The sequence below is a fragment of the Bacillus sp. FSL R5-0603 genome, assembly GCF_038050295.1.
In the GTDB taxonomy this organism is placed as follows: domain Bacteria; phylum Bacillota; class Bacilli; order Bacillales; family Bacillaceae; genus Bacillus; species Bacillus subtilis.
Window position 1 is genome coordinate 1,181,150 of record NZ_JBBOYP010000001.1, and the last position, 25,056, is coordinate 1,206,205.

At 44.0% G+C, this 25,056-nt stretch carries 28 protein-coding genes; 14 read left to right on the forward strand and 14 right to left on the reverse strand.

From position 1 onward, the window contains the following. Positions 1 to 175: 175 nt before the first annotated feature. A complete protein-coding gene (locus tag NYE56_RS06085; protein WP_009967031.1) occupies positions 176 to 571 on the reverse strand; it encodes a hypothetical protein in 396 nt (131 codons plus the stop codon). 229 nt (positions 572 to 800) lie between these two features. Here NYE56_RS06085 and ybaK point away from each other — a divergent pair, with 229 nt between their 5' ends. After that, on the forward strand, positions 801 to 1,280 hold the full coding sequence (gene ybaK / locus NYE56_RS06090) for a Cys-tRNA(Pro) deacylase (protein ID WP_341283608.1): 480 nt from the start codon (positions 801 to 803) through the stop codon (positions 1,278 to 1,280). A gap of 39 nt (positions 1,281 to 1,319) precedes the next feature. Here ybaK and NYE56_RS06095 read toward each other — a convergent pair whose 3' ends face one another. From NYE56_RS06095 to cotT, 4 genes are all read right to left on the reverse strand, one after another. Next, positions 1,320 to 1,514 carry a DUF4177 domain-containing protein gene (locus tag NYE56_RS06095; protein ID WP_072174193.1) on the reverse strand — a complete coding sequence of 65 codons (195 nt, stop codon included), beginning with the start codon at positions 1,512 to 1,514 and terminating at the stop codon, positions 1,320 to 1,322. Positions 1,515 to 1,645: 131 nt separating this feature from the next. Continuing rightward, positions 1,646 to 1,975: a YjdJ family protein gene (locus tag NYE56_RS06100; RefSeq protein ID WP_341283609.1), complete on the reverse strand. Its 330-nt coding sequence runs from the start codon at positions 1,973 to 1,975 to the stop codon at positions 1,646 to 1,648. A gap of 619 nt (positions 1,976 to 2,594) precedes the next feature. Beyond that, positions 2,595 to 3,596: a heme o synthase gene (gene cyoE / locus NYE56_RS06105; RefSeq protein ID WP_341284384.1), complete on the reverse strand. Its 1,002-nt coding sequence runs from the start codon at positions 3,594 to 3,596 to the stop codon at positions 2,595 to 2,597. A gap of 111 nt (positions 3,597 to 3,707) precedes the next feature. Continuing rightward, complete coding sequence (cotT, locus tag NYE56_RS06110) at positions 3,708 to 3,956, reverse strand: spore coat protein CotT (protein ID WP_213407698.1); 249 nt, start codon at positions 3,954 to 3,956, stop codon at positions 3,708 to 3,710. Between the two features lie 253 nt (positions 3,957 to 4,209). On the opposite strand from cotT, the gene pdaC reads away from it, so the two are divergent. Next, positions 4,210 to 5,613 (forward strand): peptidoglycan-N-acetylmuramic acid deacetylase PdaC, encoded by a 1,404-nt coding sequence (gene pdaC, locus NYE56_RS06115; RefSeq protein WP_341283610.1) that lies wholly within the window; start codon positions 4,210 to 4,212, stop codon positions 5,611 to 5,613. Positions 5,614 to 5,652: 39 nt separating this feature from the next. Here the strand turns inward: pdaC and NYE56_RS06120 are convergent, their stop codons facing one another. Both NYE56_RS06120 and NYE56_RS06125 read right to left on the reverse strand, forming a co-directional pair. Next, positions 5,653 to 6,126: a YjfA family protein gene (locus NYE56_RS06120; RefSeq protein ID WP_014476498.1), complete on the reverse strand. Its 474-nt coding sequence runs from the start codon at positions 6,124 to 6,126 to the stop codon at positions 5,653 to 5,655. A gap of 127 nt (positions 6,127 to 6,253) precedes the next feature. Continuing rightward, complete coding sequence (locus NYE56_RS06125; RefSeq protein ID WP_014476499.1) at positions 6,254 to 6,421, reverse strand: YjfB family protein; 168 nt, start codon at positions 6,419 to 6,421, stop codon at positions 6,254 to 6,256. A 126-nt stretch (positions 6,422 to 6,547) separates the two neighbouring features. On the opposite strand from NYE56_RS06125, the gene NYE56_RS06130 reads away from it, so the two are divergent. Then, the gene (locus NYE56_RS06130; RefSeq protein WP_341283611.1) at positions 6,548 to 7,447 is read left to right on the forward strand and encodes a DUF2268 domain-containing protein; all 900 of its coding nucleotides are present in this window, start codon (positions 6,548 to 6,550) and stop codon (positions 7,445 to 7,447) included. An 8-nt stretch (positions 7,448 to 7,455) separates the two neighbouring features. Here NYE56_RS06130 and NYE56_RS06135 read toward each other — a convergent pair whose 3' ends face one another. Further along, positions 7,456 to 7,854 (reverse strand): ribosomal maturation YjgA family protein, encoded by a 399-nt coding sequence (locus tag NYE56_RS06135; RefSeq protein WP_153255928.1) that lies wholly within the window; start codon positions 7,852 to 7,854, stop codon positions 7,456 to 7,458. 100 nt (positions 7,855 to 7,954) lie between these two features. Continuing rightward, complete coding sequence (locus NYE56_RS06140) at positions 7,955 to 8,530, reverse strand: YjgB family protein (protein WP_014476503.1); 576 nt, start codon at positions 8,528 to 8,530, stop codon at positions 7,955 to 7,957. 145 nt (positions 8,531 to 8,675) lie between these two features. On the opposite strand from NYE56_RS06140, the gene fdhF reads away from it, so the two are divergent. From fdhF to NYE56_RS06160, 4 genes are all read left to right on the forward strand, one after another. Beyond that, on the forward strand, positions 8,676 to 11,633 hold the full coding sequence (fdhF, locus tag NYE56_RS06145; RefSeq protein ID WP_341283612.1) for a formate dehydrogenase subunit alpha: 2,958 nt from the start codon (positions 8,676 to 8,678) through the stop codon (positions 11,631 to 11,633). After that, positions 11,626 to 12,186 (forward strand): DUF1641 domain-containing protein, encoded by a 561-nt coding sequence (locus NYE56_RS06150; RefSeq protein ID WP_285299996.1) that lies wholly within the window; start codon positions 11,626 to 11,628, stop codon positions 12,184 to 12,186. Before fdhF ends, NYE56_RS06150 begins: the two co-directional genes overlap by 8 nt. 291 nt (positions 12,187 to 12,477) lie before the next feature. Then, positions 12,478 to 13,068: a DUF4352 domain-containing protein gene (locus NYE56_RS06155; RefSeq protein ID WP_042974206.1), complete on the forward strand. Its 591-nt coding sequence runs from the start codon at positions 12,478 to 12,480 to the stop codon at positions 13,066 to 13,068. A gap of 91 nt (positions 13,069 to 13,159) precedes the next feature. Next, on the forward strand, positions 13,160 to 13,777 hold the full coding sequence (locus NYE56_RS06160) for an NUDIX hydrolase (RefSeq protein ID WP_341283613.1): 618 nt from the start codon (positions 13,160 to 13,162) through the stop codon (positions 13,775 to 13,777). Positions 13,778 to 13,807: 30 nt separating this feature from the next. Here NYE56_RS06160 and NYE56_RS06165 read toward each other — a convergent pair whose 3' ends face one another. Further along, positions 13,808 to 14,086 carry a hypothetical protein gene (locus NYE56_RS06165; RefSeq protein ID WP_003232791.1) on the reverse strand — a complete coding sequence of 93 codons (279 nt, stop codon included), beginning with the start codon at positions 14,084 to 14,086 and terminating at the stop codon, positions 13,808 to 13,810. A gap of 388 nt (positions 14,087 to 14,474) precedes the next feature. On the opposite strand from NYE56_RS06165, the gene yjiB reads away from it, so the two are divergent. Beyond that, positions 14,475 to 15,665 carry a monooxygenase YjiB gene (gene yjiB / locus NYE56_RS06170; RefSeq protein WP_086343724.1) on the forward strand — a complete coding sequence of 397 codons (1,191 nt, stop codon included), beginning with the start codon at positions 14,475 to 14,477 and terminating at the stop codon, positions 15,663 to 15,665. Positions 15,666 to 15,687: 22 nt separating this feature from the next. Further along, positions 15,688 to 16,866, forward strand: a complete 1,179-nt coding sequence (locus NYE56_RS06175) for a glycosyltransferase (protein ID WP_003232783.1) — start codon at positions 15,688 to 15,690, stop codon at positions 16,864 to 16,866. Between the two features lie 40 nt (positions 16,867 to 16,906). On the opposite strand, the gene NYE56_RS06180 is transcribed toward NYE56_RS06175, so the two are convergent. Beyond that, complete coding sequence (locus NYE56_RS06180) at positions 16,907 to 17,095, reverse strand: hypothetical protein (protein WP_341283614.1); 189 nt, start codon at positions 17,093 to 17,095, stop codon at positions 16,907 to 16,909. 174 nt (positions 17,096 to 17,269) lie between these two features. Between NYE56_RS06180 and NYE56_RS06185 the strand changes: the two genes are divergently transcribed. Further along, positions 17,270 to 18,082: a uroporphyrinogen-III synthase gene (locus tag NYE56_RS06185; protein ID WP_341283615.1), complete on the forward strand. Its 813-nt coding sequence runs from the start codon at positions 17,270 to 17,272 to the stop codon at positions 18,080 to 18,082. A gap of 45 nt (positions 18,083 to 18,127) precedes the next feature. On the opposite strand, the gene NYE56_RS06190 is transcribed toward NYE56_RS06185, so the two are convergent. The 3 genes from NYE56_RS06190 to NYE56_RS06200 all read right to left on the reverse strand — a co-directional run bounded on the left by NYE56_RS06190 (position 18,128) and on the right by NYE56_RS06200 (position 20,726). Next, positions 18,128 to 18,880, reverse strand: a complete 753-nt coding sequence (locus NYE56_RS06190; RefSeq protein ID WP_341283616.1) for an ABC transporter permease — start codon at positions 18,878 to 18,880, stop codon at positions 18,128 to 18,130. Further along, complete coding sequence (locus NYE56_RS06195; RefSeq protein ID WP_341283617.1) at positions 18,880 to 19,632, reverse strand: ABC transporter ATP-binding protein; 753 nt, start codon at positions 19,630 to 19,632, stop codon at positions 18,880 to 18,882. Before NYE56_RS06195 ends, NYE56_RS06190 begins: the two co-directional genes overlap by 1 nt. A gap of 119 nt (positions 19,633 to 19,751) precedes the next feature. Further along, positions 19,752 to 20,726, reverse strand: a complete 975-nt coding sequence (locus tag NYE56_RS06200; RefSeq protein WP_020425117.1) for a DMT family transporter — start codon at positions 20,724 to 20,726, stop codon at positions 19,752 to 19,754. Positions 20,727 to 20,857: 131 nt separating this feature from the next. Here NYE56_RS06200 and NYE56_RS06205 point away from each other — a divergent pair, with 131 nt between their 5' ends. From NYE56_RS06205 to uxaC, 4 genes are all read left to right on the forward strand, one after another. Continuing rightward, positions 20,858 to 21,355: a cupin domain-containing protein gene (locus NYE56_RS06205; protein ID WP_341283618.1), complete on the forward strand. Its 498-nt coding sequence runs from the start codon at positions 20,858 to 20,860 to the stop codon at positions 21,353 to 21,355. A 388-nt stretch (positions 21,356 to 21,743) separates the two neighbouring features. Then, complete coding sequence (locus tag NYE56_RS06210; protein ID WP_003220510.1) at positions 21,744 to 22,166, forward strand: DUF1641 domain-containing protein; 423 nt, start codon at positions 21,744 to 21,746, stop codon at positions 22,164 to 22,166. Between the two features lie 39 nt (positions 22,167 to 22,205). Further along, on the forward strand, positions 22,206 to 23,384 hold the full coding sequence (locus tag NYE56_RS06215) for an NAD(P)/FAD-dependent oxidoreductase (protein WP_003232765.1): 1,179 nt from the start codon (positions 22,206 to 22,208) through the stop codon (positions 23,382 to 23,384). A gap of 197 nt (positions 23,385 to 23,581) precedes the next feature. Then, on the forward strand, positions 23,582 to 25,003 hold the full coding sequence (uxaC, locus tag NYE56_RS06220; RefSeq protein WP_341283619.1) for a glucuronate isomerase: 1,422 nt from the start codon (positions 23,582 to 23,584) through the stop codon (positions 25,001 to 25,003). Positions 25,004 to 25,056: the final 53 nt, after the last annotated feature.

Consider the following 25,056-nt stretch of genomic DNA (forward strand, 5'->3'; position numbering starts at 1 on the left):
ATAACAATTTTCTCTGATACCTTGGCAGTAGAGAAAGATGAAGAAATTGGGGGGAATTGAAAGAGTGACAGGTGAGAGTTTGCCCAGACCAAAAACGGGTAGGAAAATGCCGATGTTAATGTGTCCCTACCCGTTTTTCTGTTCCTGAATGCAGGGTTTCTGATAACATGTTGTGCTACCTTTTCGCAATCAAATAAAGCGATATGGCTCTTTGGGTTTGAACAGGATTATGAATGATAATGACCCATTGGTTTCTTCGTCTTGGAAAGCTTGCTACCGCATACAATGGAGCAGTATCGCGCGGAGTGAACCCACCATTTATCACGTTGATATCTCTTCCTTCAAGATGACAAACTAAGTATTCACCTGGATTGATGACCTGTTGGTTCGTCCATGCGTAAGAATAAAAGCCGTCTCCAAGATCTTCGGTGGAAGATGGGGGGACAAAGCCATCTACAGTCAATGTGATTTCTCTTCTTCGCTGTCTTTCTGAAAAGTCTGGACTTCTTTGAGGGTTATGAGTATGTGAAAAGTAAGGAATTAACGCAGGGCCATAAAAGTAATGATACAAAGCAACCACTCCTTTATTTTCCATTCATACAAATTGTATGTGGGAGTTATTTGTTCATTCCTGTTTTGTTCCATGTAGACTAATAATGGGCTATAGGCGTCCAAGGTAATCAATTTGTCCTTTCGTTGATTCAATGCTAGTAACCTTGAAAATGCAGGTTAGGATGATAGAATTTACATATTACTGCAAGAAGTTAGACCATACATCATTTTGATAGTGGGTGAAAACAATGGCGAAAAAAATGGCAAAAACAAATGCGGTTCGTCTGATAGAACAGCAGAACATCTCTTATGAGTTATTAGGGTATAAAACAGACGGCCAGCCTGTAGATGGCATCTCTGTTGCGGAAAAAATCGGTTATCCTTTGGAATATGTATATAAAACGTTGGTGGCAGCAGCAGGAACAAATCATTATTATGTCTTTGTTGTACCCGTTGCAGAAGAGTTAGATGTAAAAAAGGCAGCAAAGGTGACAGGGGAAAAGAAAATAGAAATGATTGCAATGAAGGAGCTATTAGCGGTAACTGGCTATCTTCGCGGCGGCTGCTCGCCAATTGGCATGAAAAAATTGTTCCCGACCTATATTGATGCATCTGCAGAAACGCTTGATTTTATCATTGTCAGTGCAGGGGAAATCGGTATGCAGCTAAAGTTGGCGCCACAAGATTTAGCCAAATCATGTGATGCCGCATTTGCAGAAATTGTATAGATGCAGATATAGGGGAACGAAAAAGCTTAGTCATATCGATTAAGCTTTTTCCGCATCTCTTTCAAATATGATTTCAAAATAAGCAGCTGCCCCATACCCATCTATACTGGGAGCGAAAATCTGAACGAATCTCCAGCCTCTTTTCGCATAATCTTGGATGATTTGCTGGTAGTCTTCTTTAGGCCTTCTTCTCATCGTACTCAGCTCAACTCTTACGAATTCATATTCTTTCATCGTTTGATCCCTCCTATTAAGGTATACGCATAATTGAGCAAGAAGTTCCAAAAACCTAGGTTAAGGTCTGCCTCTCTAAACACAGGAACATCTTGAAGAGTTAAGGGGCTATAAAAACGAATTTTACCGGGTCAGCAGTCTAAATGAATCTCTTGCTTATTGCATTTGACTGAGTATATAAGTAAAAAAAGAGCGGCCAGAACATATAAGAAGGAGATGATCATTAACGCACTCATGACAGGGTAATGTTTAGCGGAGTAGATGAAAAAATCAAGCTGTGAAATTTGTTTGGGGCTGCTGACGGCATCAATTCCATTTAGCAGTTTTGAGAGTTTAGCAGAATAGTTCCAATCAAATCGATCTGAAACAAGCTCGCTTCCTTGATACCAATTAACAGCAGCTAAAAACAGAAATACCATAATAGAAAATCCAAGCTGAACAACTAAAAATATTCCCTTCACTTTTGTATGACCTCCAAATCTATGAATATGGGAAAATCAAACAATATATTACCACCGTATGGGTTATTCTTGCAATTTCACTTTCATACAACTCAAACGCAAGTCTATTTTTTTGTTTGTTTTTGGCTTATAATACCTGATGGTGGATAAAGAGTGTGGGTTTATAGATTAGAGAAACAAATGTATTTCTTAGCATTTTTTATTTGTGGTGAGAGTATAGAAGCATTCGATTAGATCTGCTTTTTCACAGAAACGGTATTCATCTGTTTGCCTGAGCTTTACAATTGGCTGGCAAAAAAACAATGATTTCTTTCAATCAAAACATGCAACGATGCGACACATTTTATTTCTTGATGACTTATCTCATTGCCTTTAAGTCATCCTATCGAGAAAGCGATGGTATTTTATGAACAAAGAAACCCTAAAAAACATACTCATGATTTTTTCAATATGCGCAACCCTCCGAGAAACCGATGGTATGCGCATAGCTGATAGCAGGATTTTGAGTGAGATTATACGATTTTTGATTTGCATGGTTGTGTTTTTTGCCGTGACATTTCTATTTGATGCTGTTTTTCCAAACAAAAAAGAGTCACATTAATGTGTGGCTCTTTTTGCATCATCTGATCAGAAACATCATAAATGAATCGATCATCATGATGAAGAACAGCAAGCAAAAATAAATAAGCGAGTAGACAAACATATCCTTTGCCCACTTCACGTCATCGTCTGTTTTGAATCCTTTGATGCTTTTTTTGATCCATATGCCTCCGAGAACCAAGGCGGCTAAGAAATAAAATGGGCTTATATGGCCGGTGCCGAGAGAGAAAGGAAATAATAGCGTGACCGGCACCAGGACGGCAATATATTGCATCATTTTTATTTTTGTTACACGGTTGCCTTTGACTACTGGCAAGAGCGGAACGCCAGCGGCACGATATTCCTCTTTGCGTCTTATCCCAATCGCCCAAAAATGCGGCGGCTGCCACAGAAACATAATCGTGTACAACAGCACTGCTGTCATACTGAAGTCACCGGTTACGGCACAATACCCCATCAATGGCGGCGCAGCTCCTGGGAAGCTCCCGACAAATGTGCTCCACACAGACGTTCGTTTCACCCATACCGTATAGATGATCGCATAAAAAATAAAGGCGGCCAGTCCGAGAAAGGCCGTTAATGGATTGAGGGAATAAAGCATGGCAAGACCTGCGATTCCTAACACAGAGCCATATGTTAAGATCATGGCTGGCGGCATTTTCCCTGTGACCGAGGCCCTGCTGCGAGTGCGTGCCATTTTTGCGTCCATATGCCGATCAAAATAGTTGTTATAGACAGTGCCGGAAGCCATCACAAACGCGGTTCCCAACATTGCTGTCACCATTGTCATCAAAAAAGCCATTCCGGTTAACGTTTTTTCTGCGCTTGCAAACGCGATCCAAAATCCGCCGAAGGCTGCTATCGAGTTTGATATGATAATGCCGGGTTTTGCAAGTTTGATAAAATCGTAAATGGTTACCCGGTTCGAAGCTTTTATGTATTTCGTTTCAGATATGGCTGCAGAATCTCTTGTATTCTCTAAAAATAGACGCCTCCCCCTAAAACTGCATGCTTTTGTTATCGTAACAAGAGGGGGGCGGAATCACAATTATTTCCTATATTTGTCATGATATTGTCATTTTTAAAACAAAAAAATGGGGAGCTGGACTGCCCCCATTTTGATATGCGGTGACTAGTAACCGTAACCTCCGCCATATCCTCCGCCATAACCGCCGCCGTAACCGTACCAAGGGTAATAAGGCGGGCGCGGGCGCGGGTAGTAATAAGGCGGGCGCGGATAAAACGGATAGAACGGATAATACGGTCTTGGATAATAATAAGGCGGATAAAATGGCGGTCTCGGACGCGGATAATAATAAGGCTGTCTTTCATCATAAGGGGTAATTTGTTCAAATGGCTGTTCATTCAAAGGATAATCCAAGAGGAAAACCTCCCTAGCTTTTTTTATTCCTTTTACCATATTCTTGATGCTTAAGTTGGGTGTATGTACATTCATGAAACTCGGTTTTTTTTATGATGAAATTCCTTAAAAAGGATTGACATGAACTTCTAAATCTCATAGTATTACAAATGTGAAATAAATGTTACTACAATGTTACAAAAACATTTCTAAATAGATACAGTTCCAACTGATGAAGAGTAAATCGAAATGGCTACGAAAGAAGGAGTTTTTGTTGTTAGCAAAAAGAATCAAATGGTTTCATGTATTAATAGCAGTTGTATGTGTGGTGGGCCTTATCGGCTTTTTCCATAATCATTCATTGAAAAAAGAAACGGTCATGAATAAAGTAAGAACGGATTCTCAATATGGGAATGTTGAAATCGCAACACTTGTGAATGACGGGAAAACTTTTAATTACGCGGTTAACTATCCCGTTTTCAAAAATGAAAAAATGGATTCGGCATTAAAAAGATTCGCAGAAAAAGAGGTTCGTCAATTTCAAAAGGAAACAAAAGACGTTGACCAAGACCATACGACAAAACGCAACGAATTAAATGTTGATTATAAAATTGTCCATTATGCCAAACAGACAGTGGCGATTGTATTTAATGAATATAAATACATCGGCGGGGCACACGGGCAAACCGTGAAAAAAACGTTTAACTATGATTTTAGTAAACAAGCGTTTCTTTCCATTGATGATATTTTCAAAGAGGACGCTGACTACTTACATAAGCTTTCGTTAATCGCTTATCACGAGCTGAAAAAGAATAAGGACATTGCCGCGGACGATGCACTGTTAAAGGAAGGGACGGCTCCGAAAAAAGAAAATTTCAGCCGCTTTGCCATCAAGGAAGATTATATCGAACTTTACTTTGACACATATCAGGTTGCAGCAGGCTATCTTGGAGAACAATCGATTGCCATTAAAAAAAGTCTTTTGAAAGACATTCTGAAAGAACAATATATTGATAAAGCAAAAAATAAAAATAAAATCAAAGAACAAAAGCCGAAGCATGAAGTGATTTCTTTACCCAAAGAGGAAACGGTTGATCCAAATCAAAAAGTCATTGCGCTTACTTTCGACGACGGCCCGAATCCTGCGACAACAAATCAGATTCTAGACTCCTTGAAGAAATATAAGGGTCATGCCACGTTTTTTGTTTTGGGGAGCAGGGTTCAATATTATCCGGAAACGCTAATAAGAATGCTGAAAGAAGGAAATGAGGTGGGGAACCATTCATGGAGCCATCCGCTTCTCACAAGGCTTTCAGTGAAAGAAGCGTTAAAGCAGATCAATGACACGCAAGACATCATTGAAAAAATAAGCGGATACCGCCCGACGCTTGTAAGACCCCCATACGGCGGCATTAATGACGAACTGCGGAGTCAAATGAAAATGGATGTTGCGTTATGGGATGTTGACCCGGAAGATTGGAAAGACCGTAACAAAAAAACAATCGTTGACCGTGTCATGAGTCAGGCGGGAGATGGAAGAACCATTTTAATTCACGATATTTACCGCACCTCTGCTGATGCGGCCGATGAAATTATGAAAAAGCTCACAGATCAAGGATATCAATTGGTGACGGTTTCTCAGCTTGAAGAGGTTAAAAAACAAAGAGAAGCGAAATAAATTACAAAAGGCTGTCCGTACGGACAGCCTTTTTTCTATTTAATAAGAGCCTGTGGTGGCCCAAACATTTAAGTTTGGTCCTGAATACTTGCCGAAAGCGTAAGAAGTCCTTGGATCTAAATCATATACCATCGGTGTATAGCAAGATTTTTGGCCGGCCACCGCTTTTCCATTGCCGCCTGCAGAATCACAATTATATCTCTTTCCATCCGTGTTTCGGGTAATCTCCGCATTTGCTTCAAAGCCAGACGTCAAAGTATTATTCATCGTGATTTTTGCCCAAGCCGTTTTACATGTACTGCTGAATTTAAGCTCGACTACTCCGATGACTTGATTGCTGGCATTCACTAAGTTTGAGGATTTTTTTGTAGAGCCGGTGGACGCACAATCATTGTAATAAGGGCTTTTTCCATCGTAGGCATGGGTTTCCGCATTGGCGGGTACTCCTTTGACGGCAAAAACAAATACTACTGCGAATAACACCAATGAAGCCTTCGTAAACAGTCTTTTCATATCCTTTTGACCTCCTTAATATGGCAAACAATAAATCATACGGAGGAACAATCAAAACATGCATGCTTTTTTGTGAACAATAAAGGCGGCCGGGAGGATGGAGTTATTGGCCGCCTTTGGTGTGATATTAAGCTTTTACATCAATGGTTTGTCCGAGAGTCGGATGCTGAATCATCTTTAAGGTTTGATCGGCATTTTGCTGGGCGGTGTCCAGCATTTTTTTCGTTAAAGCGATATTAACATTCTGGGCAAGGGATGCTTGATGCATTGCAACTGATAAAGCAGGAATATCCATCGTTCCACCTCCTATGCCTTACCTATCGGCGGGTTTGTATGATTTTACAGTGAAAAATGGCTTAATTTTCGCTGTTGACCCTTACGCTGCGGCATATCGTATGTTTTTGACAAGGAGGGAATCAGGATGAATCTAGTAATGGAAAAGACCTTTGAGCAATACGAAAAGCTGTTTTCAATGGAAGAACAGAAAAGAGAAGATGAATTTCGGTATACGATGATGAGGCCGTTTGAAAAGATGTGGACCGCCATCCAAGTTCCGCTGAAAGCGAAGGAGCCAAACGGCTATGATGTGATCATGGCCGCGAAAATGCTGGGCTATTTGGATGTCCGTGATACTGAAAGCGGCCAGAAAGCACTGCAAATACTGAAAGAATCATATGTTTCAGAGACAGCTGAATCTGCACTTCGGCAATGCATATTTTTTGCTGAGCGCGAACAGCTGCGGATGAATGCAGAGGAGATCAAATTCGGCCTTTATATCGCTGATCCAAATAAACTTCAGCTGCAAAAAGGCTGCTGCGGGTTTGGCGGGATACCGGGCTTTATTCATGTATGGATTGATCCGAACCGTTATAACCTGCCAAGGATTCCTTCAATTATTGCTCATGAGTTTCATCATAATGTGCGGTTTTCGTATATAGATTTTCATCATGGCTCTGTAAGTGTCGGGGATTATCTTGTGATTGAAGGATTGGCGGAATCATTCGCCAGAGAGCTGTTTGGCACGGAACGATTGGACCCTTGGGTAACTCGTTTTGATCATGAAGATTTGCAATATTCCATTGATGTGATCAATGAGGTGCTGGTTGTGAAAGGATTTTCGGAAGTCAGCCGTTATATGTTTGGTGATCCAATTGCTAACGACCAAGGCTTTAAGCCTGCAGGTTTATCGGCTTTTGCAGGTTATGCGGTTGGATATCATGCCGTTCAGTTATTTATGAATCAACATCATATCACGATAAGCGAGGCCACACGTTTGGATGCGAAGACCATTCTTTCTCAATGCGGGCTGTTTTCTACATGAAAAAAGCGTCACATACAGCGGCGCTTTTTGATTCCCAAAACCAGCAGTTCTATGGCGGCACAGGCGGCAATTCCAATTGTATATGCTTCGATATCGCTCCATAAAAAACCGTACCCCAGTACAAGCCCGCCAAGAGAAGTATCCCTAATCTGGTCGATCCATTCGGCATGATAGAGCTGGCTGAATTCAATGACAAAACAGAAAGAAAGACTGATAATGCCCGTTATCATTGTCTTCAGCTTCCGAAATAGAAATCCGCATCCCGTAAAGATCATGGCGGCCCACAACGAGTCCCCAAGATAAGTATTGAGGGTATCAGGAAGAACACTGGAGTATGCTCTGGATCCAAGCCCCAGCCCAATGATCAGAAAGGTGAAAACTGCATATATCCAACGATTTCGCTTCATTGCGAATTGATACCCCGTCTCTGCTTCATCTCCCTGTATTGTAAGGAATATAGCTTTTATTTGTCCACTAAAAAAGCGGCTGAATAGCCGCGTAGGGTGTTTATTTTGCTTTTAGGTTTACATGGTCGGCTGTCTGATCCGTGCCTATTACAAAATGGAGTTCATAGCGGCCTGTATCATATACATAATCGATTTCATCGGTAAACGGGACGGTTAACACCCGATTTGCTGGCCCTAATTGCTTCTGCAGCACTTCCGGCGTAACTCCGCCTAAATTCAGCTGCCGTTCCACACCGGTTCCAAAGTAGCGGATTTCTGAAATTGTCATGTCTTTATGATAGGAAAATCCGTAGCCCGGCTGTCCCATATTCCAGTGATATAAATCAAATCGATTGTCTCCCCCGACGGGTCTTTCCGGTTCCCCAAACGCAGCGTGGACATCCCCTTTTGTGCTTTTGTTAATGGTAAGGCCTTGCGCCTGCTGAGGCATTTCCCCTTTATAGGCGGTGTTATAGAGGTTTTTGACAAGCTCGGCGGCTGATTGATTCGTGTTTTCTGAGAGCGTGTTTGTTTGAGCTGCGGCCTTTGCCGGTGCTGAAAAGGACGCAGCCCCAAAGCCGGTAAAACAGCTTGTTACTGCTGCCGCAGCGGTAATAGCAGACATTGTCTTTTTCATGTTGATCCCTCCTTATTGATCTACCATCCCGTTTCCCGGTGTTAGTGCAATAAAACATGTGAGTGCGCTTTGTATGTTTTATTGAGTTGTTGTAAGGGAACTGAAATAGGTAATTCGGTATATAAAGCAAGAAAGGGGAATGGAGATGGCTGGCAAGAAAAAAATCACAATAAACGGCGTTGAAATGGAAGCGTCCGAGGAACAGACGGTGCTGCAGCTTTTGAATAACAGCTCGATTGAAGTGCCGCAAGTTTGCTATCATCCAAGCTTAGGGCCGATTGAAACATGTGATACGTGCATCGTCAGCATCAATGGTGAGCTGAAGAGGTCGTGCTCCGCTGAATTAAAGGATGGGGATATCATTGATACGCTCTCACCTGACGTGAAAAAAGCGCAGGTCATCGGGATGGACAAGATTTTATATAATCATGAGCTTTATTGTACAGTTTGCGATTACAACAACGGGGGATGCGAAATACATAATACGGTGAAGGAAATGAAAATCAATCACCAAAGCATCCCGTTTGATCACAAGCCCTACCACAAGGATGAATCCCATCCGTTTTACCGCTACGATCCGGACCAATGTATTTTGTGCGGCCGCTGTGTCGAAGCGTGCCAGGATGTTCAGGTAACTGAAACACTGACCATTGACTGGGAGCGGAAACGCCCGCGCGTCATTTGGGATAACGATGTGCCGATCAACGAGTCGTCATGTGTGTCATGCGGCCACTGTTCAACCGTCTGTCCATGCAACGCGATGATGGAAAAAGGAATGGAAGGGGAAGCCGGATATTTAACAGGCATCAATAATGAAACCCTGCGTCCGATGATCGAGATCACAAAAGGCGTAGAGACAGGCTACGGCTCGATTCTTGCCATTTCTGATATGGAATCGGCCATGCGTGATGAACGAATCAAAAAAACGAAAACCGTCTGCACGTATTGCGGCGTCGGCTGCAGCTTTGATGTCTGGACAAAGGGAAGAGACATTCTGAAAGTAGAGCCGCAGGAGGAGGCGCCAGCCAACGGTATTTCTACCTGTGTAAAAGGGAAGTTCGGCTGGGATTTCGTCAACAGCGAGGAACGCCTGACAAAGCCGCTGATCCGGGAAGGTGACCATTTCCGTGAAGCAGAGTGGGAGGAGGCGTTATCGCTGATCGCCAGCAAGTTCACGGAATTAAAAGAGGCGTTTGGCCCGGATTCTCTCGCTTTTATTACATCTTCTAAATGTACAAATGAAGAATCCTATCTTATGCAAAAGCTGGCCAGAGGGGTCATTGGCACAAATAATGTGGACAACTGCTCTCGCTATTGCCAATCTCCTGCGACTGCCGGCCTGTTCCGGACAGTCGGCTATGGCGGTGATTCAGGATCAATTACAGATATCGCGCAAGCGGACCTTGTTTTGATTATCGGTTCGAACACGTCTGAGTCGCATCCAGTCTTATCCACTCGCATTAAACGGGCTCATAAGCTGAGAGGGCAGAAAGTGATCGTCGCGGATATCAGAAAACACGAAATGGCAGAACGCTCCGATTTATTTGTCCAGCCGCGTGCCGGATCGGATATCGTCTGGCTGAATGCGATCGCCAAATATTTAATAGAAAACGGCAAGGCCGATGAACGATTTTTGAGAGAAAGAGTGAACGGACGGGATGAATATGTAAAAAGCCTCGCGCCGTACACACTTGAATATGCTGAGGAGAAAACCGGGATTGATCGAGAAACCCTTATCCAAATGGCAGAGATGATCGGGCAAGCTGACAGTGTGTGCGCATTGTGGGCGATGGGCGTGACACAGCACATTGGAGGAAGCGACACGAGCACGGCGATCTCTAATCTGCTGCTTGTGACAGGAAACTACGGAAAACCGGGAGCAGGTTCTTACCCATTGCGCGGCCATAATAACGTGCAGGGAGCAAGTGACTTCGGGAGTATGCCTGACAGAATGCCAGGCTATGAAAAAGTGACGGATGAACAAGTCCGCCAAAAATACGAGCGTGTGTGGGGTGTGCCGCTGCCGAAGGAGCCGGGTATGACCAACCACGAAATGATTGAAAAAATCCATTCCGGACAGTTGAAAGCGATGTATGTAAAAGGTGAAGAAATGGGCCTGGTGGATTCCAATATCAATCATGTACACGCCGCATATGAAAAGCTTGATTTCTTTGTGGTGCAGGACATTTTCCTTTCACGTACAGCGGAGTTTGCTGATGTGGTTCTTCCTGCGAGCCCAAGCCTTGAAAAAGAAGGAACGTTTACAAACACAGAACGCCGGATTCAGCGTTTGTATCAGGTATTTGAACCGCTGGGTGAATCAAAGCCGGATTGGCAGATTATTATGGAGGTTGCCAATAAGCTTGGCGCCGACTGGCACTATAAGCATCCTGCAGACATTATGGAGGAAGCAGCCAAGCTGTCGCCGATTTATGCCGGTGTCACCTATGAACGTCTTGAGGGCTATAATTCCCTGCAATGGCCTGTAAACGCTGATGGAAAGGATTCGCCTTTACTCTTTACAGAGCGCTTCCCTTTCCCGGACGGCAAGGCCATTCTCTACCCTGTCCAGTGGACAGAGCCTAAGGAATTCGGTGAGGAATATGATATCCATGTCAACAATGGGCGGCTCTTGGAGCATTTCCACGAAGGGAATCTGACTTACAAATCAAAAGGGATTTCGGAGAAAACACCGGAAGTGTTCTTAGAAATTTCTCCTGAGCTTGCGGCAGAACGAGGGATTCAGGACGGAACCCTCGTCAGACTCACATCGCCTTTCGGAAATGTCAAAGTGAAGTGCCTGATTACTGATCGAGTCAAAGGGAAGGAAGTATATCTGCCAATGAACGATTCAGGGGAAGCGGCGATCAACCTGTTAACAGGCAGCCATGCCGATAAGGATACCGATACGCCTGCTTACAAAGAAACATCGGCCAAGATGGAAATTTTGAAGCACGACGGAATCAGCCCGCTGCCTAAGATCAACCACCGCAACGGCAATCCGCAGCCGCAAATCGGTGTGCAGGTTCAAAAGAAATGGGCGCGGAAGGATTATATTTTCCCTGGTGACGCTGTGAAAAGGGGGATGGGCCATAATGGCTAAAGCGATTAAACGAATTCAAAAAATCGAGGTAACAGAAGAAGATCAGCGAAAGCGTGATTTGCGGGAAATTGAAGATGCTCTAGTTGATCACAAAGAAGCGATTCTCGAAACCTTGCATATGCTGGGCCATATGAACGAGCGCGGTGTCCTGCCGTTGCTCCGCGGCCTTTTTGGCCAAGGGGATAAAGTTCTTGATATTCTGGTGAAAAAGGCAGATACAGAGGAAACAGCCAATACGCTGAAAAATCTGCTTCTTCTGTTTGGAACACTCGGCATGCTGGACGTGAAGGAGCTGGAGCCTCTCATTTTGAAAGTGAATGCGGGTGTGGCAAGCGCTGTAGAGCAGAAAAACAGCGAAGAAAAGACAGGTTATTTTGATATTATCCGCTCGCTAAAAGACCCGGAAATCAATAAATCAATTACACTGCTCTTTTCCTTTTTAAAAGGAATGGGACAAGATACAAAGGAGCTGGAACGCACGACGCAGCCTCCGGAACACCAAAAACATCATCAGGAACCCCGAGAGAAAAGAGGAATGAACAAGCGAGATTGACCTCCCGCCCGAGCCGGCTTCAGCCAGCTCGGGTTTTTTTATGAGATGAGTCTTGGGAACTAGGATGAAATATCTAATTCAGAAACAAGACAAAGTAGCTTTGATTTTGGAAAAATGAAATGACAGCATAGGCCCGTCCAGTATTTTTTCAGTAGAGGATAGATATCTATATCATTGGCTGACCTATAATATGACTGGAAATGATAGAGGAATTTGTTACTTTGTTCTCTGTTAAGAAAAGGAAAAGCGTGATTATAATAGAAAACGATTACTTTAGATGGAGGAACAGCAATGAAAAAAGCATTATTCATTTTGTTTGTGCTAGCGATTGGCTTTGCGCTTTCTGCGTGCAGCAAGTCAAGTGATGCGTCAGCTGAGCAAAAGACAGCAAAGAAAGAAGCAACAGCAACGGAAAAGAAAACAGAGGAAAAAAACGAAACCAAAACGGATGAAAAGGTGCATAAAGTAGGCGAAACTTTTAAAGCTTCCAGCACAAATTTCTCGGTTAATAAAGTATATACGACGGCAGAACAAGGTGAATATAAGGCGAAAATAGGAGATAAAGAAAAAACAATAAATCAAAAGGAAGAATTTTTAATAGCTGAGGTAACGATCGAAAATACAAGCGACAAGCCTTTCAATTATACGAGTGGCGGTTTTGAATTGAAAGACAGCAAGGATCAATCGATCAGAGCAAACATAGTATCTACTGCTGACCTGAAAACAAGCCTAAAATCAGGGAAGTTAGCCTCGGGTAAAAAGGTAACAGGCACAGTCAGTTTTGTGATTCCAAAAGGAGAAAAAAACCTTACTCTATCATATAATCCATCATTTTTAAATTTTGAAACAGAGGATATTACATATTTGGTAAAATTGAATTAAGGTACTTTTGAGCATGTCACCGGAAGATCGGAGCATGCTTTTTTTATTTTAAAGAGACTTATGGTATAAAATGGTAGTGAGGTGATCGATTATGCAAACTAAATGGCTGGAACGGGCACAGCGGATTCGGGCGATCGCACAGGCGGGGCTTGCTTTTTCCAAGGATGTGTACGACAGGGAGAGGTACGAAGAGCTAATGAAGCTCAGTGCAGAAATGATGGCGGATTACTCACAGACGAACATTGAAGTTATCACTGATTTATGGAATGGGGAGAGCGGCTATCCAACACCGAAAGCGGATGTGCGCGGCGCAGTATTCCGAGAGAATCAGATTTTGCTTGTCCGGGAGAAGCATGATGAGCTGTGGTCGCTGCCGGGTGGATTTTGCGAGATTGGTTTATCCCCAGCTGAAAACGTCGTCAAGGAGATCAAAGAAGAGTCGGGGTATGATACAGAGCCGTCTCGATTGCTGGCCGTGCTAGACAGCCAAAAACACTCTCATCCCCCTCAGCCTTATCACTATTATAAAATCTTCATCGCATGCAGCATTACGGGCGGGCAGGGGGAAACAGGGATTGAGACGAATCATGCCGCTTTTTTTCCGGAAGACAGCCTCCCGCCGCTTTCTCCCAAACGAAACACACCCTCACAGCTTAGCATGCTGTTTGACTTTTTGCGCCATCCGGACAAGAAAACGATATTTGACTAAAAAAGAAAGAGCCTATGGGCTCTTTCTTTTTTATAATGTAATGTGTTTTTCGTTGGCGAGTTTCAGAAGGGTCAAAATAGAATCGGCTTGTTTATGGCCGAGTTTTTGCTTTAATTTGTTTTCTTCAACTAATCGGCTGCCATAAATTTTGACAGAGGCTTTGTCGACGACAGTATGCCAGTTTTCCTGTTTTTTTCCCTCAACAAGCGGTTTTTCATGTCTCTCAGAAAAAGAGAACACAAACAGTACGAATGCAAGTGAAAGTAGGATGCCGACAACTTGTTTTTTGTAATCAGTCTGTGCTGCCACGTTGTTCTCTCCTTCACCTTTTACCTTCTATTTAATCATAGAATCAGCTTATTTTACATAATGGGAAAGTCATTTTTGGAGTTAGTGCATTTGGTTGAAAACAGAGACGTTTTTTGAGCGGAGCGGTGCAATTGAATCCATATTGGCTTTGCGTGCTTATGCCTAAGGTCACGTTGTGAGCCAAAACAGCAGTGCAGAATAGAAAAAAATTGAAAGATTATGGTAAGATGAACGAAATTCGAGGGGGAATATATGATGCCTGCATCGAACATCGTGATCGCCTGCCTGCTGTTATCAATTTGATTATATGTAGTAGTCCCTCTCTTTTTCGAAAGCGGGAGGTGAAGTGGAACATTCATTGCTGAATTTTTTCAAGGGAGTGACCATAATGAGTGTGTTAAACCGCCGGCAAGCCTTGCAGCGAGCGCTGCTCAATGGGAAAAACAAACAGGATGCGTATCATCCGTTTCCATGGTACGAATCGATGAGAAAGGATGCGCCTGTTTCCTTTGATGAAGAAAACCAAGTGTGGAGCGTTTTTCTTTATGATGATGTCAAAAAAGTTGTTGGGGATAAAGAGCTGTTTTCCAGTTACATGCCGCAGCAGACAAGCTCTATTGGAAATTCCATCATTAACATGGACCCGCCGAAGCATACAAAAATCCGTTCAGTCGTGAATAAAGCCTTCACTCCGCGCGTGATGAAGCAATGGGAACCGAGAATTCAAGAAATCACAGATGAACTGATTCAAAAATGTCAGGGGCGCAGTGAGTTTGACCTTGTTCACGATTTTTCATACCCGCTTCCTGTTATTGTGATATCTGAGCTGCTGGGAGTGCCTTCAGCGCATATGGATCAGTTTAAAGCATGGTCTGATCTTCTGGTCAGTACACCGAAGGATAAAAGTGAAGAAGCTGAAAAAGCCTTTTTGGAAGAACGAGATAAGTGTGAGGAAGAACTGGCTGCGTTTTTTGCCGGCATCATAGAAGAAAAGCGAAACAAACCGGCACAGGATATTATTTCTATTTTAGTGGAAGCGGAAGAAACAGGCGAGAAGCTGTCCGGTGAAGAGCTGATTCCGTTTTGCACGCTGCTGCTGGTGGCCGGAAATGAGACCACTACAAACCTGATCTCAAATGCGATGTACAGCATATTAGAAACGCCAGGCGTTTACGAGGAACTGCGAAGCCATCCTGAACTGATGCCTCAGGCAGTGGAGGAAGCCTTGCGTTTCAGAGCGCCGGCCCCGGTTTTGAGGCGCATTGCCAAGCGGGATACGGAGATCGGTGGGCATCTGATTAAAGAAGGTGATATGGTTTTGGCGTTTGTGGCATCGGCAAATCGTGATGAAGCGAAGTTTGACAGACCGCACATGTTTGATATCCGCCGCCATCCCAACCCGCATATTGCGTTTGGCCATGGCATCCATTTTTGCCTTGGGGCTCCGCTTGCCCGTCTTGAAGCAAATATCGCGTTAACGTCTTTGATTTCTGCTTTTCCTCATATGGAGTGCGTCAGTATCACTCCGATTGAAAACAGTGTGATATACGGATTAAAGAGCTTCCGTGTGAAAATGTAATAGATAAGGAGACTGGAGATTCATGAAAAAGTACCATATTTCGATGATCAATATCCCGGCGTACGGACATGTCAATCCTACGCTTGCTTTAGTAGAGAAGCTTTGTGAGAAAGGGCACCGTGTCACGTACGCGACGACTGAGGAGTTTGCGCCCGCTGTTCAGCAAGCCGGTGGAGAAGCATTGATCTATCATACATCCTTGAATATTGATCCTAAGCAAATCAGGGAGATGATGGAAAAGAATGACGCGCCCCTCAGCCTTTTGAAAGAATCACTTAGCATTCTGCCGCAGCTTGAGGAGTTATATAAGGATGATCAGCCTGATCTGATCATCTATGACTTTGTTGCGCTGGCTGGTAAATTGTTTGCTGAAAAGCTTAATGTTCCGGTCATTAAGCTCTGTTCGTCATATGCCCAAAATGAATCCTTTCAGTTAGGAAATGAAGACATGCTGAAAAAAATAAGAGAAGCAGAGGCTGAATTTAAAGCCTACTTGGAGCAAGAGAAGTTGCCGGCTGTTTCATTTGAACAGTTAGCTGTGCCGGAAGCATTAAATATTGTCTTTATGCCGAAGTCTTTTCAGATTCAGCATGAGACGTTCGATGACCGTTTCTGTTTTGTCGGCCCCTCTCTCGGAGAACGGAAGGAGAAAGAAAGCCTGTTGATTGACAAGGATGATCGCCCGCTTATGCTGATTTCTTTGGGTACGGCATTTAACGCATGGCCGGAATTTTACAAGATGTGCATCAAGGCATTTCGGGATTCTTCATGGCAAGTGATCATGTCGGTTGGGAAAACGATTGATCCAGAAAGCTTGGAGGATATTCCTGCCAACTTTACCATTCGCCAAAGTGTGCCGCAGCTTGAGGTGTTAGAGAAAGCTGATTTGTTCATCTCTCATGGCGGGATGAACAGTACGATGGAAGCGATGAACGCAGGTGTGCCGCTTGTCGTCATTCCGCAAATGTATGAGCAAGAGCTCACTGCAAATCGGGTTGATGAATTAGGCCTTGGCGTTTATTTGCCGAAAGAGGAAGTGACTGTTTCCAGCCTGCAGGAAGCGGTTCAGGCTGTATCCAGTGATCAAGAGCTGCTCAGCCGCGTCAAGAATATGCAAAAGGATGTAAAAGAAGCTGGCGGAGCGGAGCGTGCGGCAGCTGAGATTGAAGCGTTTATGAAAAAATCTGCTGTCCCGCAGTAAAAACATAAAAACCGAAATCAATTTGATTTCGGTTTTCTGTTTAAATATTTTTTTTCATCCCGCATCTCCGGCATTCTCTAAGAAATTTTCCGCCTTTTACAGAGCTTTTGAACAGTGTGTAATCACAGTTGTCGCAGCGCCCGCTGCGGGCGTCCGGATATTCATTGAATTCGTAAACAATCGATGTATCGTAGCCTTTTGTTTCATATCCTTCTTTTTTTGTATCCATGTCGATCCTCCGTTACAAGACGTGTCTGCTGTTTATCTTACAGCAAGCTTCCGGCTTATTCAATGGATTTTAGAGGTTTGGGGGTTATCTTGATTTCTCCCTTGGTTTGCGCCAAAATAGCTTTATTAAGCTTATATACATAAAAAGCCTATGCAAAGAGGAGAGGAAACGGGTATGGGAAAAGGGTTACTTGGAAAACGCGTGGCAATCGGTGGCTCACGAAAAACGGAAGAAATTAGTACAATCATTGAAAAACAGGGCGGAATACCTGTCATCCGGTCTCTCCAAGGCACGGTTTACTTAGCAGAGAAGCAGGTGGAGCCGGATTTGCGGACGTTTGCGGAAGAAAAAGCTGACTGGGTCATTTTCACGACAGGCATCGGGTTGGAGACTCTTGTCGATATGGCAGAGAAAATTGGACTGAAAGTTGAGTTTCTGCAGGCCATTCGCCAAGCGAAAGCGGCATGCCGGGGATACAAAACGCTGTCTGCGTTGAAAAAGCTTGGAATCACACCGGAAGCTTCGGATGAAGACGGGACAACAAGAGGCTTAATCCGTTCTTTGGAGCCTCACAACTTTTCAGGAAAAACAGTCATGGTGCAGCTTCATGGCGAAAAAGCGCCGGCTCTCATGGCATTTCTTGAAGAAAAAGGCGCGTCTGTCCTGCCGATTCTGCCTTATCAGCACATCCCGCCGGAGGAGGAAACGGTGGAGCGGTTATGCCGAGAGCTGATGAACGGTGAGATCGATGCCGTTTGTTTTACAACGGCCATTCAGGTTCGTTCCCTGTTTGATTTTGCAAAGGGGCGAGGTTATATCAATGAAGTGAAGAAGGTATTCGAAGAACGCGCCATCGCAGCTGCTGTCGGAAAAGTGACTGCTGAAGCACTGCGGGAAGAGGGCATTACGAGACTGCTTGCGCCAGAGATTGAGCGGATGGGTGCAATGATTGTTGAGCTGGCCAAGTATTATGAAGAAAAGGAATAACAAGTACAAAAAGCCGCTTTTCCCTTGGAAAGCGGCTTTTGTCTGTCATTCATTCTGCTTCAGCTGCTGATGAACGGTGAATAATGATGGGTATGTCAGCACGCTTAAGATTACACAAGTCAGCGCGGCTGAAGCCATCGTTGTAAACACGATTAAGAGCTGAAAGCGTACTGCCTGAATCGGGTCCGCGCCGGCTAGAATCTGGCCAGTCATCATGCCGGGAAGCTGGACAAGACCCAGTGTTTTCTGGCTTTCGAGTGTCGGGATCATACTCATTTTCATCGCTGAAGTAAGAATGCGCTGTATGGATTGCTTCGGTGTGCCGCCAAGTGACAATATTAATTGAATTTCTTCTTTGCGAACGCCGACTTCTGAGTTAATCCGGTTTAGAAACAAACTTGAGAGCACCATCGAATTTCCGATGACCATCCCGCTGATCGGAATGACATATCGTGCCGTAAGCGGAATGATATGAAGAGACAGCAGAATTCCCTGCGTCACAATTTCTACGATTGCTAACGCGGCAAACACCCTCCAAAACGAACCGATAGTATTTTTCTTTCGCTTGATGACATTTTGCGCCGCCACCGCGAGCATTAACAGCACCATCAGCAGGATAAAAACAGGGTGGTCTCCGCGAAAAATCAGCGACAAAACATAACCGATGATAAGCAGCTGCACCGCGGCCCGGATGGTGGCGATGATCATGTCTTTTTCTACACCGGCTTTAAAGGATTTTGATAAAAACAAGGCGATCAAAACAAAGATCATCGTTAAAGAGAGAGAAAGGTAATCCATTACCGAGTGCCTCCCTTCAAAAATTCTTTCGCTGCTTCATGCTGCGGAGCGGAGAAAAATGTTTCGGTTTCAGCGATTTCAAGCAGCCGGCCATCTGCCATAAACCAAATGGTATCGGCTATTCGTTTTGCCTGCTCCATATTATGAGTGACCCACATGACTGTCCATTTTTTCTCTGGATGCTGACGTTTGATCAGTTCTTCAATCTCAAGAGCAGAAACCGGGTCCAAGGCCGATGTGATTTCGTCCAACAATAGAATGGAGGAAGGATTTGAGAGAGTTCTGGCCAGTGACAGTCTTTGCCGCTGCCCGCCCGATAAGTCTCTGGCGCTTCTGTCTAACAACTCTGGCGGCAGCCCTGCAAGCGAAGCCAGCTTTTCAGGAGAGTACAGCTGGGATTGATGCAGCCTTTGTACAAGACTTAAATTGTCACGCACTGTCCCGTCGAGCACGGGAGCCGATTGAAACGCGAGGGCTGCCGTTCGCCTCAGCTCATTGACATTCCATTCTCTGACTTCCTTTCCGTATATGTTGACTTCGCCGCTGTCAGGCGTTCTCATTAAATTACACATAGAAAGGAGGGTGCTTTTGCCTGAGCCGGAAGGACCTAAAACGGCTACGATTGCGCCCTGTTGAATGTCTCCGGTGACATCCTGCAGCACATCATAGGTTTGTCCATCTTGTTTATAGCTTTTTCTGACTGATCTGAAGGAGATGGCTGGTATGTTTTGTGTTTGATCGTTTGCTTCCATTACAATAATCACCTTTCAATATAAGTAGGCTGACATTATATTTAACTATAACGTGAAACAGATTCCTTTTGGTAGCACAAATAAAGGAGAACAGGCTTTCACCCATTCTCCTGCAGATGCTACGCAGTCAGATTTGACTGTGCTTTCTTTTTCGGTTTTCTCGGCTGTGAAGCGAAGGTATGTAACATCATCCCCGCTATTATAATGAACAAACCGGCAAATGATAAAAGAGATGGGAAAACGCCTGACAGCAGAACAATTTCACCAAGCAGCGCGAAAATCACTTCACCGGATTGAGTGGCTTCAACAGCTGCGAGTTTTTGCGGATTGTCTCTTACCATATCAGTGGCCCAGAAAAATAAAACCGTCGCAATGATGCCTGAGCTGACGGCAACGATAAAGGATTGAACGGTTTGACTTGCTGTTGGAAGGCCATCTGACCACCAGCCGTAAGCTGCTAATATAAGCCAGAATGGAAGGCTTGCCAATGTCATTCCAAGCACGCGCTGAAATGTATCAAGCCGGCCTCCGTATTCTTCGAGCATTCTCCTGTTTCCTAACGGATAGGCAAAAGCCGCAATGACAACCGGCAGCACACTGAAAAGCAGCATCCTCCCAGAAAGCGATTCTGCATGCTGAAGCTGAATCAGAGCCGCTCCAATCAGGATGATCATGGAAGTGCCAAGTGAAACCAGGGGAATCTTTTGGCGAACGAGCTGCGGACCGCCCGGCATATCTTGTTTGACATAAAACAAAGGAGATAAGAGCACCCCGGCTACAATTGTAATTTGCCAGGTTCCGGCTATGAGCCACCCCGGACCGTATGCAGCCGCAAATGTAATCGGCGCGTAAAAAAGCACGAAGCCGACGAAGCTCCATTTGATCCAATAAAACGGCTTTTTCCTCATCTCTAGTAAGAGAGGCGTGAATGTCCCTCTCATGATGACAATCAAACATAAAAACGGCACCATAAAAATAAAGCGCAGCGAAGAGCTCCAAAGCCAGCTGCCTCCTGATAACTCCATCGCTCTGTTTAATATAAAGGTAACGGCGAAAAAGAGTGAAGCCAATATTCCGATAACGATAGCTTTCATGATATCCCTCATTCTGGCATTATTTTTTTATACTATACTATTCGGTATCATGCAGATCAATGGAATCATGAGAAAAACATCATGTTTTGCGAACCGCTATGTGTGGAAGACAAAAAAGGGAGGTGAAATTGATGGAAAAAGAGACACAGACATACTTCTTTCCGGATGACGGCAGGATTCCGAATCACCCTGATTTTCCGCTCGTGGTGTATCAAAACGCGCTTAAGGACACCGGACTGGCAGAGCGGATCGTCATCCGGCATGGCTGGTCAAACAGCTGGTCAGGGAGTGTTTTTCCATACCAGCATTATCACAGCAATACGCATGAAGTCCTGATTGCCCTTAGGGGAGAGGCTGTGATTCAGTTTGGGGGAGAAAAAGGGGCTGCCATCCCTTTCAAATCAGGCGACGCAGTCGTGATTCCAGCCGGAGTCGGACATAAAAAGCTCAGCTCAAGTCCCGATTTTACTGTCCTTGGCGCCTATCCCGGTGGCGTTCAGTATGATATGAAGACGGGGAAACCGAATGAGCGGGAGGAAGCGCTCAAACAGATTAAGCAGGCGGCGTTGCCGGCGAATGATCCGATCACAGGAAAAAGAGAGCCTCTATTGGAAATATGGGTAAAGTGAAGGGGAGAAATTGCTGGATTGTCAATAACTAGTGCCGCAGAAACGATATGACATGAGCTCCATATAAATTAATTTCATAATCGAAGCAATTCACGTTCAAATTTTGTTCAAAAAGTGTTATCATATAGAAGGTAATCGAATTGGAGTTTTTTGTGTTTGCTATTTTCAGAGAGAGTAAAGGATTTTGACTTATTCAATTGTTTATTTTTAGATAAAAATAATACTGAATATGGCAAGATGAAAAACTGGGTAGTAAACATTTATTTTTGTAAATGATTGTGCACGAATTCACAATCCTTATTCTTATGCCTTAAAAGCGTGAGACAGGGAGAGGCACTACCCTTTCCAAAAAAATCAGCAAACTGCTTATAGTAAAGGAGAATTGGATATGCCAGAAACAATCGATCAAACAAATGCGTCTGTCAGCCAAAGCCAGCAAGATCTTATTGATCAGCTATTAAAGCCAGAAGTTCAAGAATCATTGACTGTTTTAGTTGACCAGCTTCCGAAGCTGACTGAGTTAGTGAATATTTTAACGAAGTCTTATGATTTCGCTCAGTCTGTAGCGACTGACGAAGTGTTAAAAAGCGACACAGTCGGTGCGATCACTGAAATTCTTGAGCCTGTAAAAGAAACAGCGAAAGAAGTAGCTGCGACTGCGATTGAAGCAAAAGACCGCGCGGAAGCAAGCAACGAAACAATTGGACTTTTCGGCCTTCTTCGCATGCTGAAAGATCCTCAAGCTCAAAAGCTGTTCCGTTTTGCTAACAGCTACCTTGAAGTCATGAACGAACGCGAAAACCAAAAATAATCTCAGATTCAAATTGATATAAAGGACGGAGGATATACGATGTCAAAACATATTGTCATTCTAGGCGCTGGTTATGGCGGAGTTCTTTCTGCTCTAACAGTTCGCAAACATTACACAAAAGAACAAGCACGCGTGACAGTGGTAAACAAATACCCTACTCACCAAATCATTACGGAATTACACCGCCTTGCTGCAGGCAACGTGTCTGAAAAAGCGGTTGCTATGCCATTAGAAAAACTTTTCAAAGGCAAAGACATTGATCTTAAAATTGCGGAAGTAAGCTCTTTCTCAGTTGATAAAAAAGAAGTTGCGCTTGCTGACGGTTCTACATTAACTTACGATGCGCTTGTAGTAGGTCTTGGTTCTGTAACAGCTTACTTCGGCATCCCAGGTCTTGAAGAAAACAGCATGGTGTTGAAATCTGCTGCTGATGCGAACAAAGTCTTCCAGCATGTTGAAGATCGTGTGCGCGAGTACTCTAAAACGAAAAACGAAGCAGACGCAACAATCCTTATCGGCGGCGGCGGCTTAACAGGTGTTGAGCTTGTTGGTGAGCTTGCTGACATCATGCCGAACCTTGCGAAAAAATACGGCGTAGACCATAAAGAAATCAAATTAAAACTTGTTGAAGCAGGTCCGAAAATCCTTCCTGTTCTTCCGGATGATCTTATCGAACGTGCGACTGCAAGCCTTGAAAAACGCGGCGTTGAGTTCTTAACAGGTCTTCCTGTTACAAATGTAGAAGGAAACGTAATTGATCTGAAAGACGGATCTAAAGTTGTTGCCAACACATTTGTTTGGACTGGCGGCGTACAAGGTAACCCATTAGTCGGTGAATCAGGTCTAGAAGTGAACCGCGGACGCGCGACTGTAAATGACTTCCTGCAATCTACATCTCATGAAGATGTATTCGTTGCTGGAGACAGCGCAGTTTACTTCGGTCCAGACGGCCGTCCATACCCGCCAACTGCACAAATCGCATGGCAAATGGGTGAGCTGATCGGTTACAACCTATTCGCTTATCTGGAAGGCAAAACGCTTGAAACATTCAAGCCAGTAAACTCTGGTACACTTGCAAGCCTTGGACGCAAAGACGCGGTTGCCATCATTGGTGCTAATTCTACACCGCTTAAAGGTCTTCCTGCTTCCTTGATGAAAGAAGCAAGTAACGTACGTTACTTAACACACATTAAAGGACTTTTCAGCCTGGCTTACTAAGACTTTTAATGAATCTGACATTGCCAAAAGCGTTCCTTACCGAGTGCTTTCTGGCAATGTCTTTTTTTATGTTTATGACAGCGTTAACATTTCATTTTCAAAAAAGAGATTGATCCCAGAGGAATATAAAGGTAAAATAAAAACAAATCAAAATGTTAACGTTAACATTTTGAAATAGAATGAAAGACGGTGAGGACATGGAACCCTTCATGGGCGAAAACTTTTTATTGAAAAATGAAACCGCTGTCAGCCTCTATCATAATTATGCGAAAGACATGCCAATTATTGATTACCACTGCCACTTAAGTCCGAAAGAAATCTATGAAAATAAGACATTTCAAAACATCACGGAAGCCTGGCTGTATGGTGACCATTATAAATGGCGCATCATGAGAGCCAATGGAATTGAGGAGACATACATCACCGGAGATGCGCCTGATGAGGAGAAATTTATGGCTTGGGCGAAAACCGTGCCGATGGCGATTGGCAATCCGCTCTACAACTGGACTCACTTAGAATTACAGCGTTTTTTTGGCATTTATGAGATTTTAAACGAGAAGTCCGGGCCGGCTATATGGAAACGGACAAATGAACTGCTCAAAGGAGAAGGCTTCGGGGCAAGGGATTTAATTGTGAAATCAAATGTAAAAGTTGTGTGCACCACAGATGACCCTGTTGATTCTCTTGAATACCATCTATTATTAAGAGAAGACAAAGACTTTCCTGTCAGCGTGCTGCCTGGATTTCGGCCGGATAAAGGACTTGAGATCAATCGTGAAGGCTTTCCTGAGTGGGTGCAGGCGCTTGAAGATGCCGCCGCCATATCGATTACAACCTATGATGAGTTTTTAAATGCGTTGGAAAAACGAGTGCGATTCTTCCACTCAGCCGGCGGCAGAGTTTCTGATCACGCGATAGATTCAATGGTATTTGCCGAAACAACAAAAGAAGAAGCTGGACGGATTTTTTCTGACAGATTACAAGGAACAGAGGTTTCTTATGAAGATGAGAAGAAATTTAAGACATATACGCTTCAGTTTCTTTGCGGTTTGTATGCGGAGCTTGATTGGGCGATGCAGTTTCATATCAACGCTTTAAGAAACACGAATACAAAAATGATGAAAAGGCTCGGACCTGATACAGGCTATGATTCAATGAACGATGAAGAAATTGCTAAGCCTTTATACAAGCTGCTGAACTCAGTTGAGATGAAGAACCAGCTGCCGAAAACGATTTTATATTCATTGAATCCAAATGATAACTATGTCATCGCCAGCATGATCAACAGTTTTCAGGACGGTATTACCCCGGGAAAAATACAATTCGGCACAGCCTGGTGGTTTAACGATACTAAAGACGGGATGCTCGACCAAATGAAAGCGTTATCAAACGTTGGCCTTTTCAGCCGTTTTATCGGCATGCTCACCGATTCCAGAAGCTTTCTTTCGTATACGCGTCACGAATATTTCAGGCGGATCGTCTGCAATTTGATTGGAGAATGGGTGGAAAACGGCGAAGTGCCGCGCGATATGGAGCTTCTGGGAAGCATCGTTCAGGGGATTTGCTATGACAATGCGAAACACTACTTTCAATTTCAAGAAGAGAAAGCAAACGTGTAACAAAGTGTCCGCTCAGTATCGCTGAGCGGATCACTATCCGAAAATTCTTAAGA

Excerpts from the sequence above, each read along its gene's own strand:
- yjiB (WP_086343724.1), top strand. The coding sequence starts at position 14,475 with ATGAGTGTGTTAAACCGCCGGCAAGCCTTGCAGCGAGCGCTGCTCAAT.
- uxaC (WP_341283619.1), top strand. The coding sequence starts at position 23,582 with ATGGAACCCTTCATGGGCGAAAACTTTTTATTGAAAAATGAAACCGCT.
- NYE56_RS06195 (WP_341283617.1), bottom strand. The coding sequence starts at position 19,632 with ATGGAAGCAAACGATCAAACACAAAACATACCAGCCATCTCCTTCAGA.
- NYE56_RS06140 (WP_014476503.1), bottom strand. The coding sequence starts at position 8,530 with ATGAAAAAGACAATGTCTGCTATTACCGCTGCGGCAGCAGTAACAAGC.
- NYE56_RS06210 (WP_003220510.1), top strand. The coding sequence starts at position 21,744 with ATGCCAGAAACAATCGATCAAACAAATGCGTCTGTCAGCCAAAGCCAG.
- NYE56_RS06205 (WP_341283618.1), top strand. The coding sequence starts at position 20,858 with ATGGAAAAAGAGACACAGACATACTTCTTTCCGGATGACGGCAGGATT.
- NYE56_RS06200 (WP_020425117.1), bottom strand. The coding sequence starts at position 20,726 with ATGAAAGCTATCGTTATCGGAATATTGGCTTCACTCTTTTTCGCCGTT.
- NYE56_RS06160 (WP_341283613.1), top strand. The coding sequence starts at position 13,160 with ATGCAAACTAAATGGCTGGAACGGGCACAGCGGATTCGGGCGATCGCA.
- NYE56_RS06185 (WP_341283615.1), top strand. The coding sequence starts at position 17,270 with ATGGGAAAAGGGTTACTTGGAAAACGCGTGGCAATCGGTGGCTCACGA.
- NYE56_RS06150 (WP_285299996.1), top strand. The coding sequence starts at position 11,626 with ATGGCTAAAGCGATTAAACGAATTCAAAAAATCGAGGTAACAGAAGAA.
- NYE56_RS06135 (WP_153255928.1), bottom strand. The coding sequence starts at position 7,854 with ATGAAGCGAAATCGTTGGATATATGCAGTTTTCACCTTTCTGATCATT.
- NYE56_RS06120 (WP_014476498.1), bottom strand. The coding sequence starts at position 6,126 with ATGAAAAGACTGTTTACGAAGGCTTCATTGGTGTTATTCGCAGTAGTA.
- NYE56_RS06190 (WP_341283616.1), bottom strand. The coding sequence starts at position 18,880 with ATGGATTACCTTTCTCTCTCTTTAACGATGATCTTTGTTTTGATCGCC.
- fdhF (WP_341283612.1), top strand. The coding sequence starts at position 8,676 with ATGGCTGGCAAGAAAAAAATCACAATAAACGGCGTTGAAATGGAAGCG.
- NYE56_RS06125 (WP_014476499.1), bottom strand. The coding sequence starts at position 6,421 with ATGGATATTCCTGCTTTATCAGTTGCAATGCATCAAGCATCCCTTGCC.
- NYE56_RS06155 (WP_042974206.1), top strand. The coding sequence starts at position 12,478 with ATGAAAAAAGCATTATTCATTTTGTTTGTGCTAGCGATTGGCTTTGCG.
- NYE56_RS06095 (WP_072174193.1), bottom strand. The coding sequence starts at position 1,514 with ATGAAAGAATATGAATTCGTAAGAGTTGAGCTGAGTACGATGAGAAGA.
- ybaK (WP_341283608.1), top strand. The coding sequence starts at position 801 with ATGGCGAAAAAAATGGCAAAAACAAATGCGGTTCGTCTGATAGAACAG.
- NYE56_RS06215 (WP_003232765.1), top strand. The coding sequence starts at position 22,206 with ATGTCAAAACATATTGTCATTCTAGGCGCTGGTTATGGCGGAGTTCTT.
- NYE56_RS06130 (WP_341283611.1), top strand. The coding sequence starts at position 6,548 with ATGAATCTAGTAATGGAAAAGACCTTTGAGCAATACGAAAAGCTGTTT.
- NYE56_RS06180 (WP_341283614.1), bottom strand. The coding sequence starts at position 17,095 with ATGGATACAAAAAAAGAAGGATATGAAACAAAAGGCTACGATACATCG.
- NYE56_RS06175 (WP_003232783.1), top strand. The coding sequence starts at position 15,688 with ATGAAAAAGTACCATATTTCGATGATCAATATCCCGGCGTACGGACAT.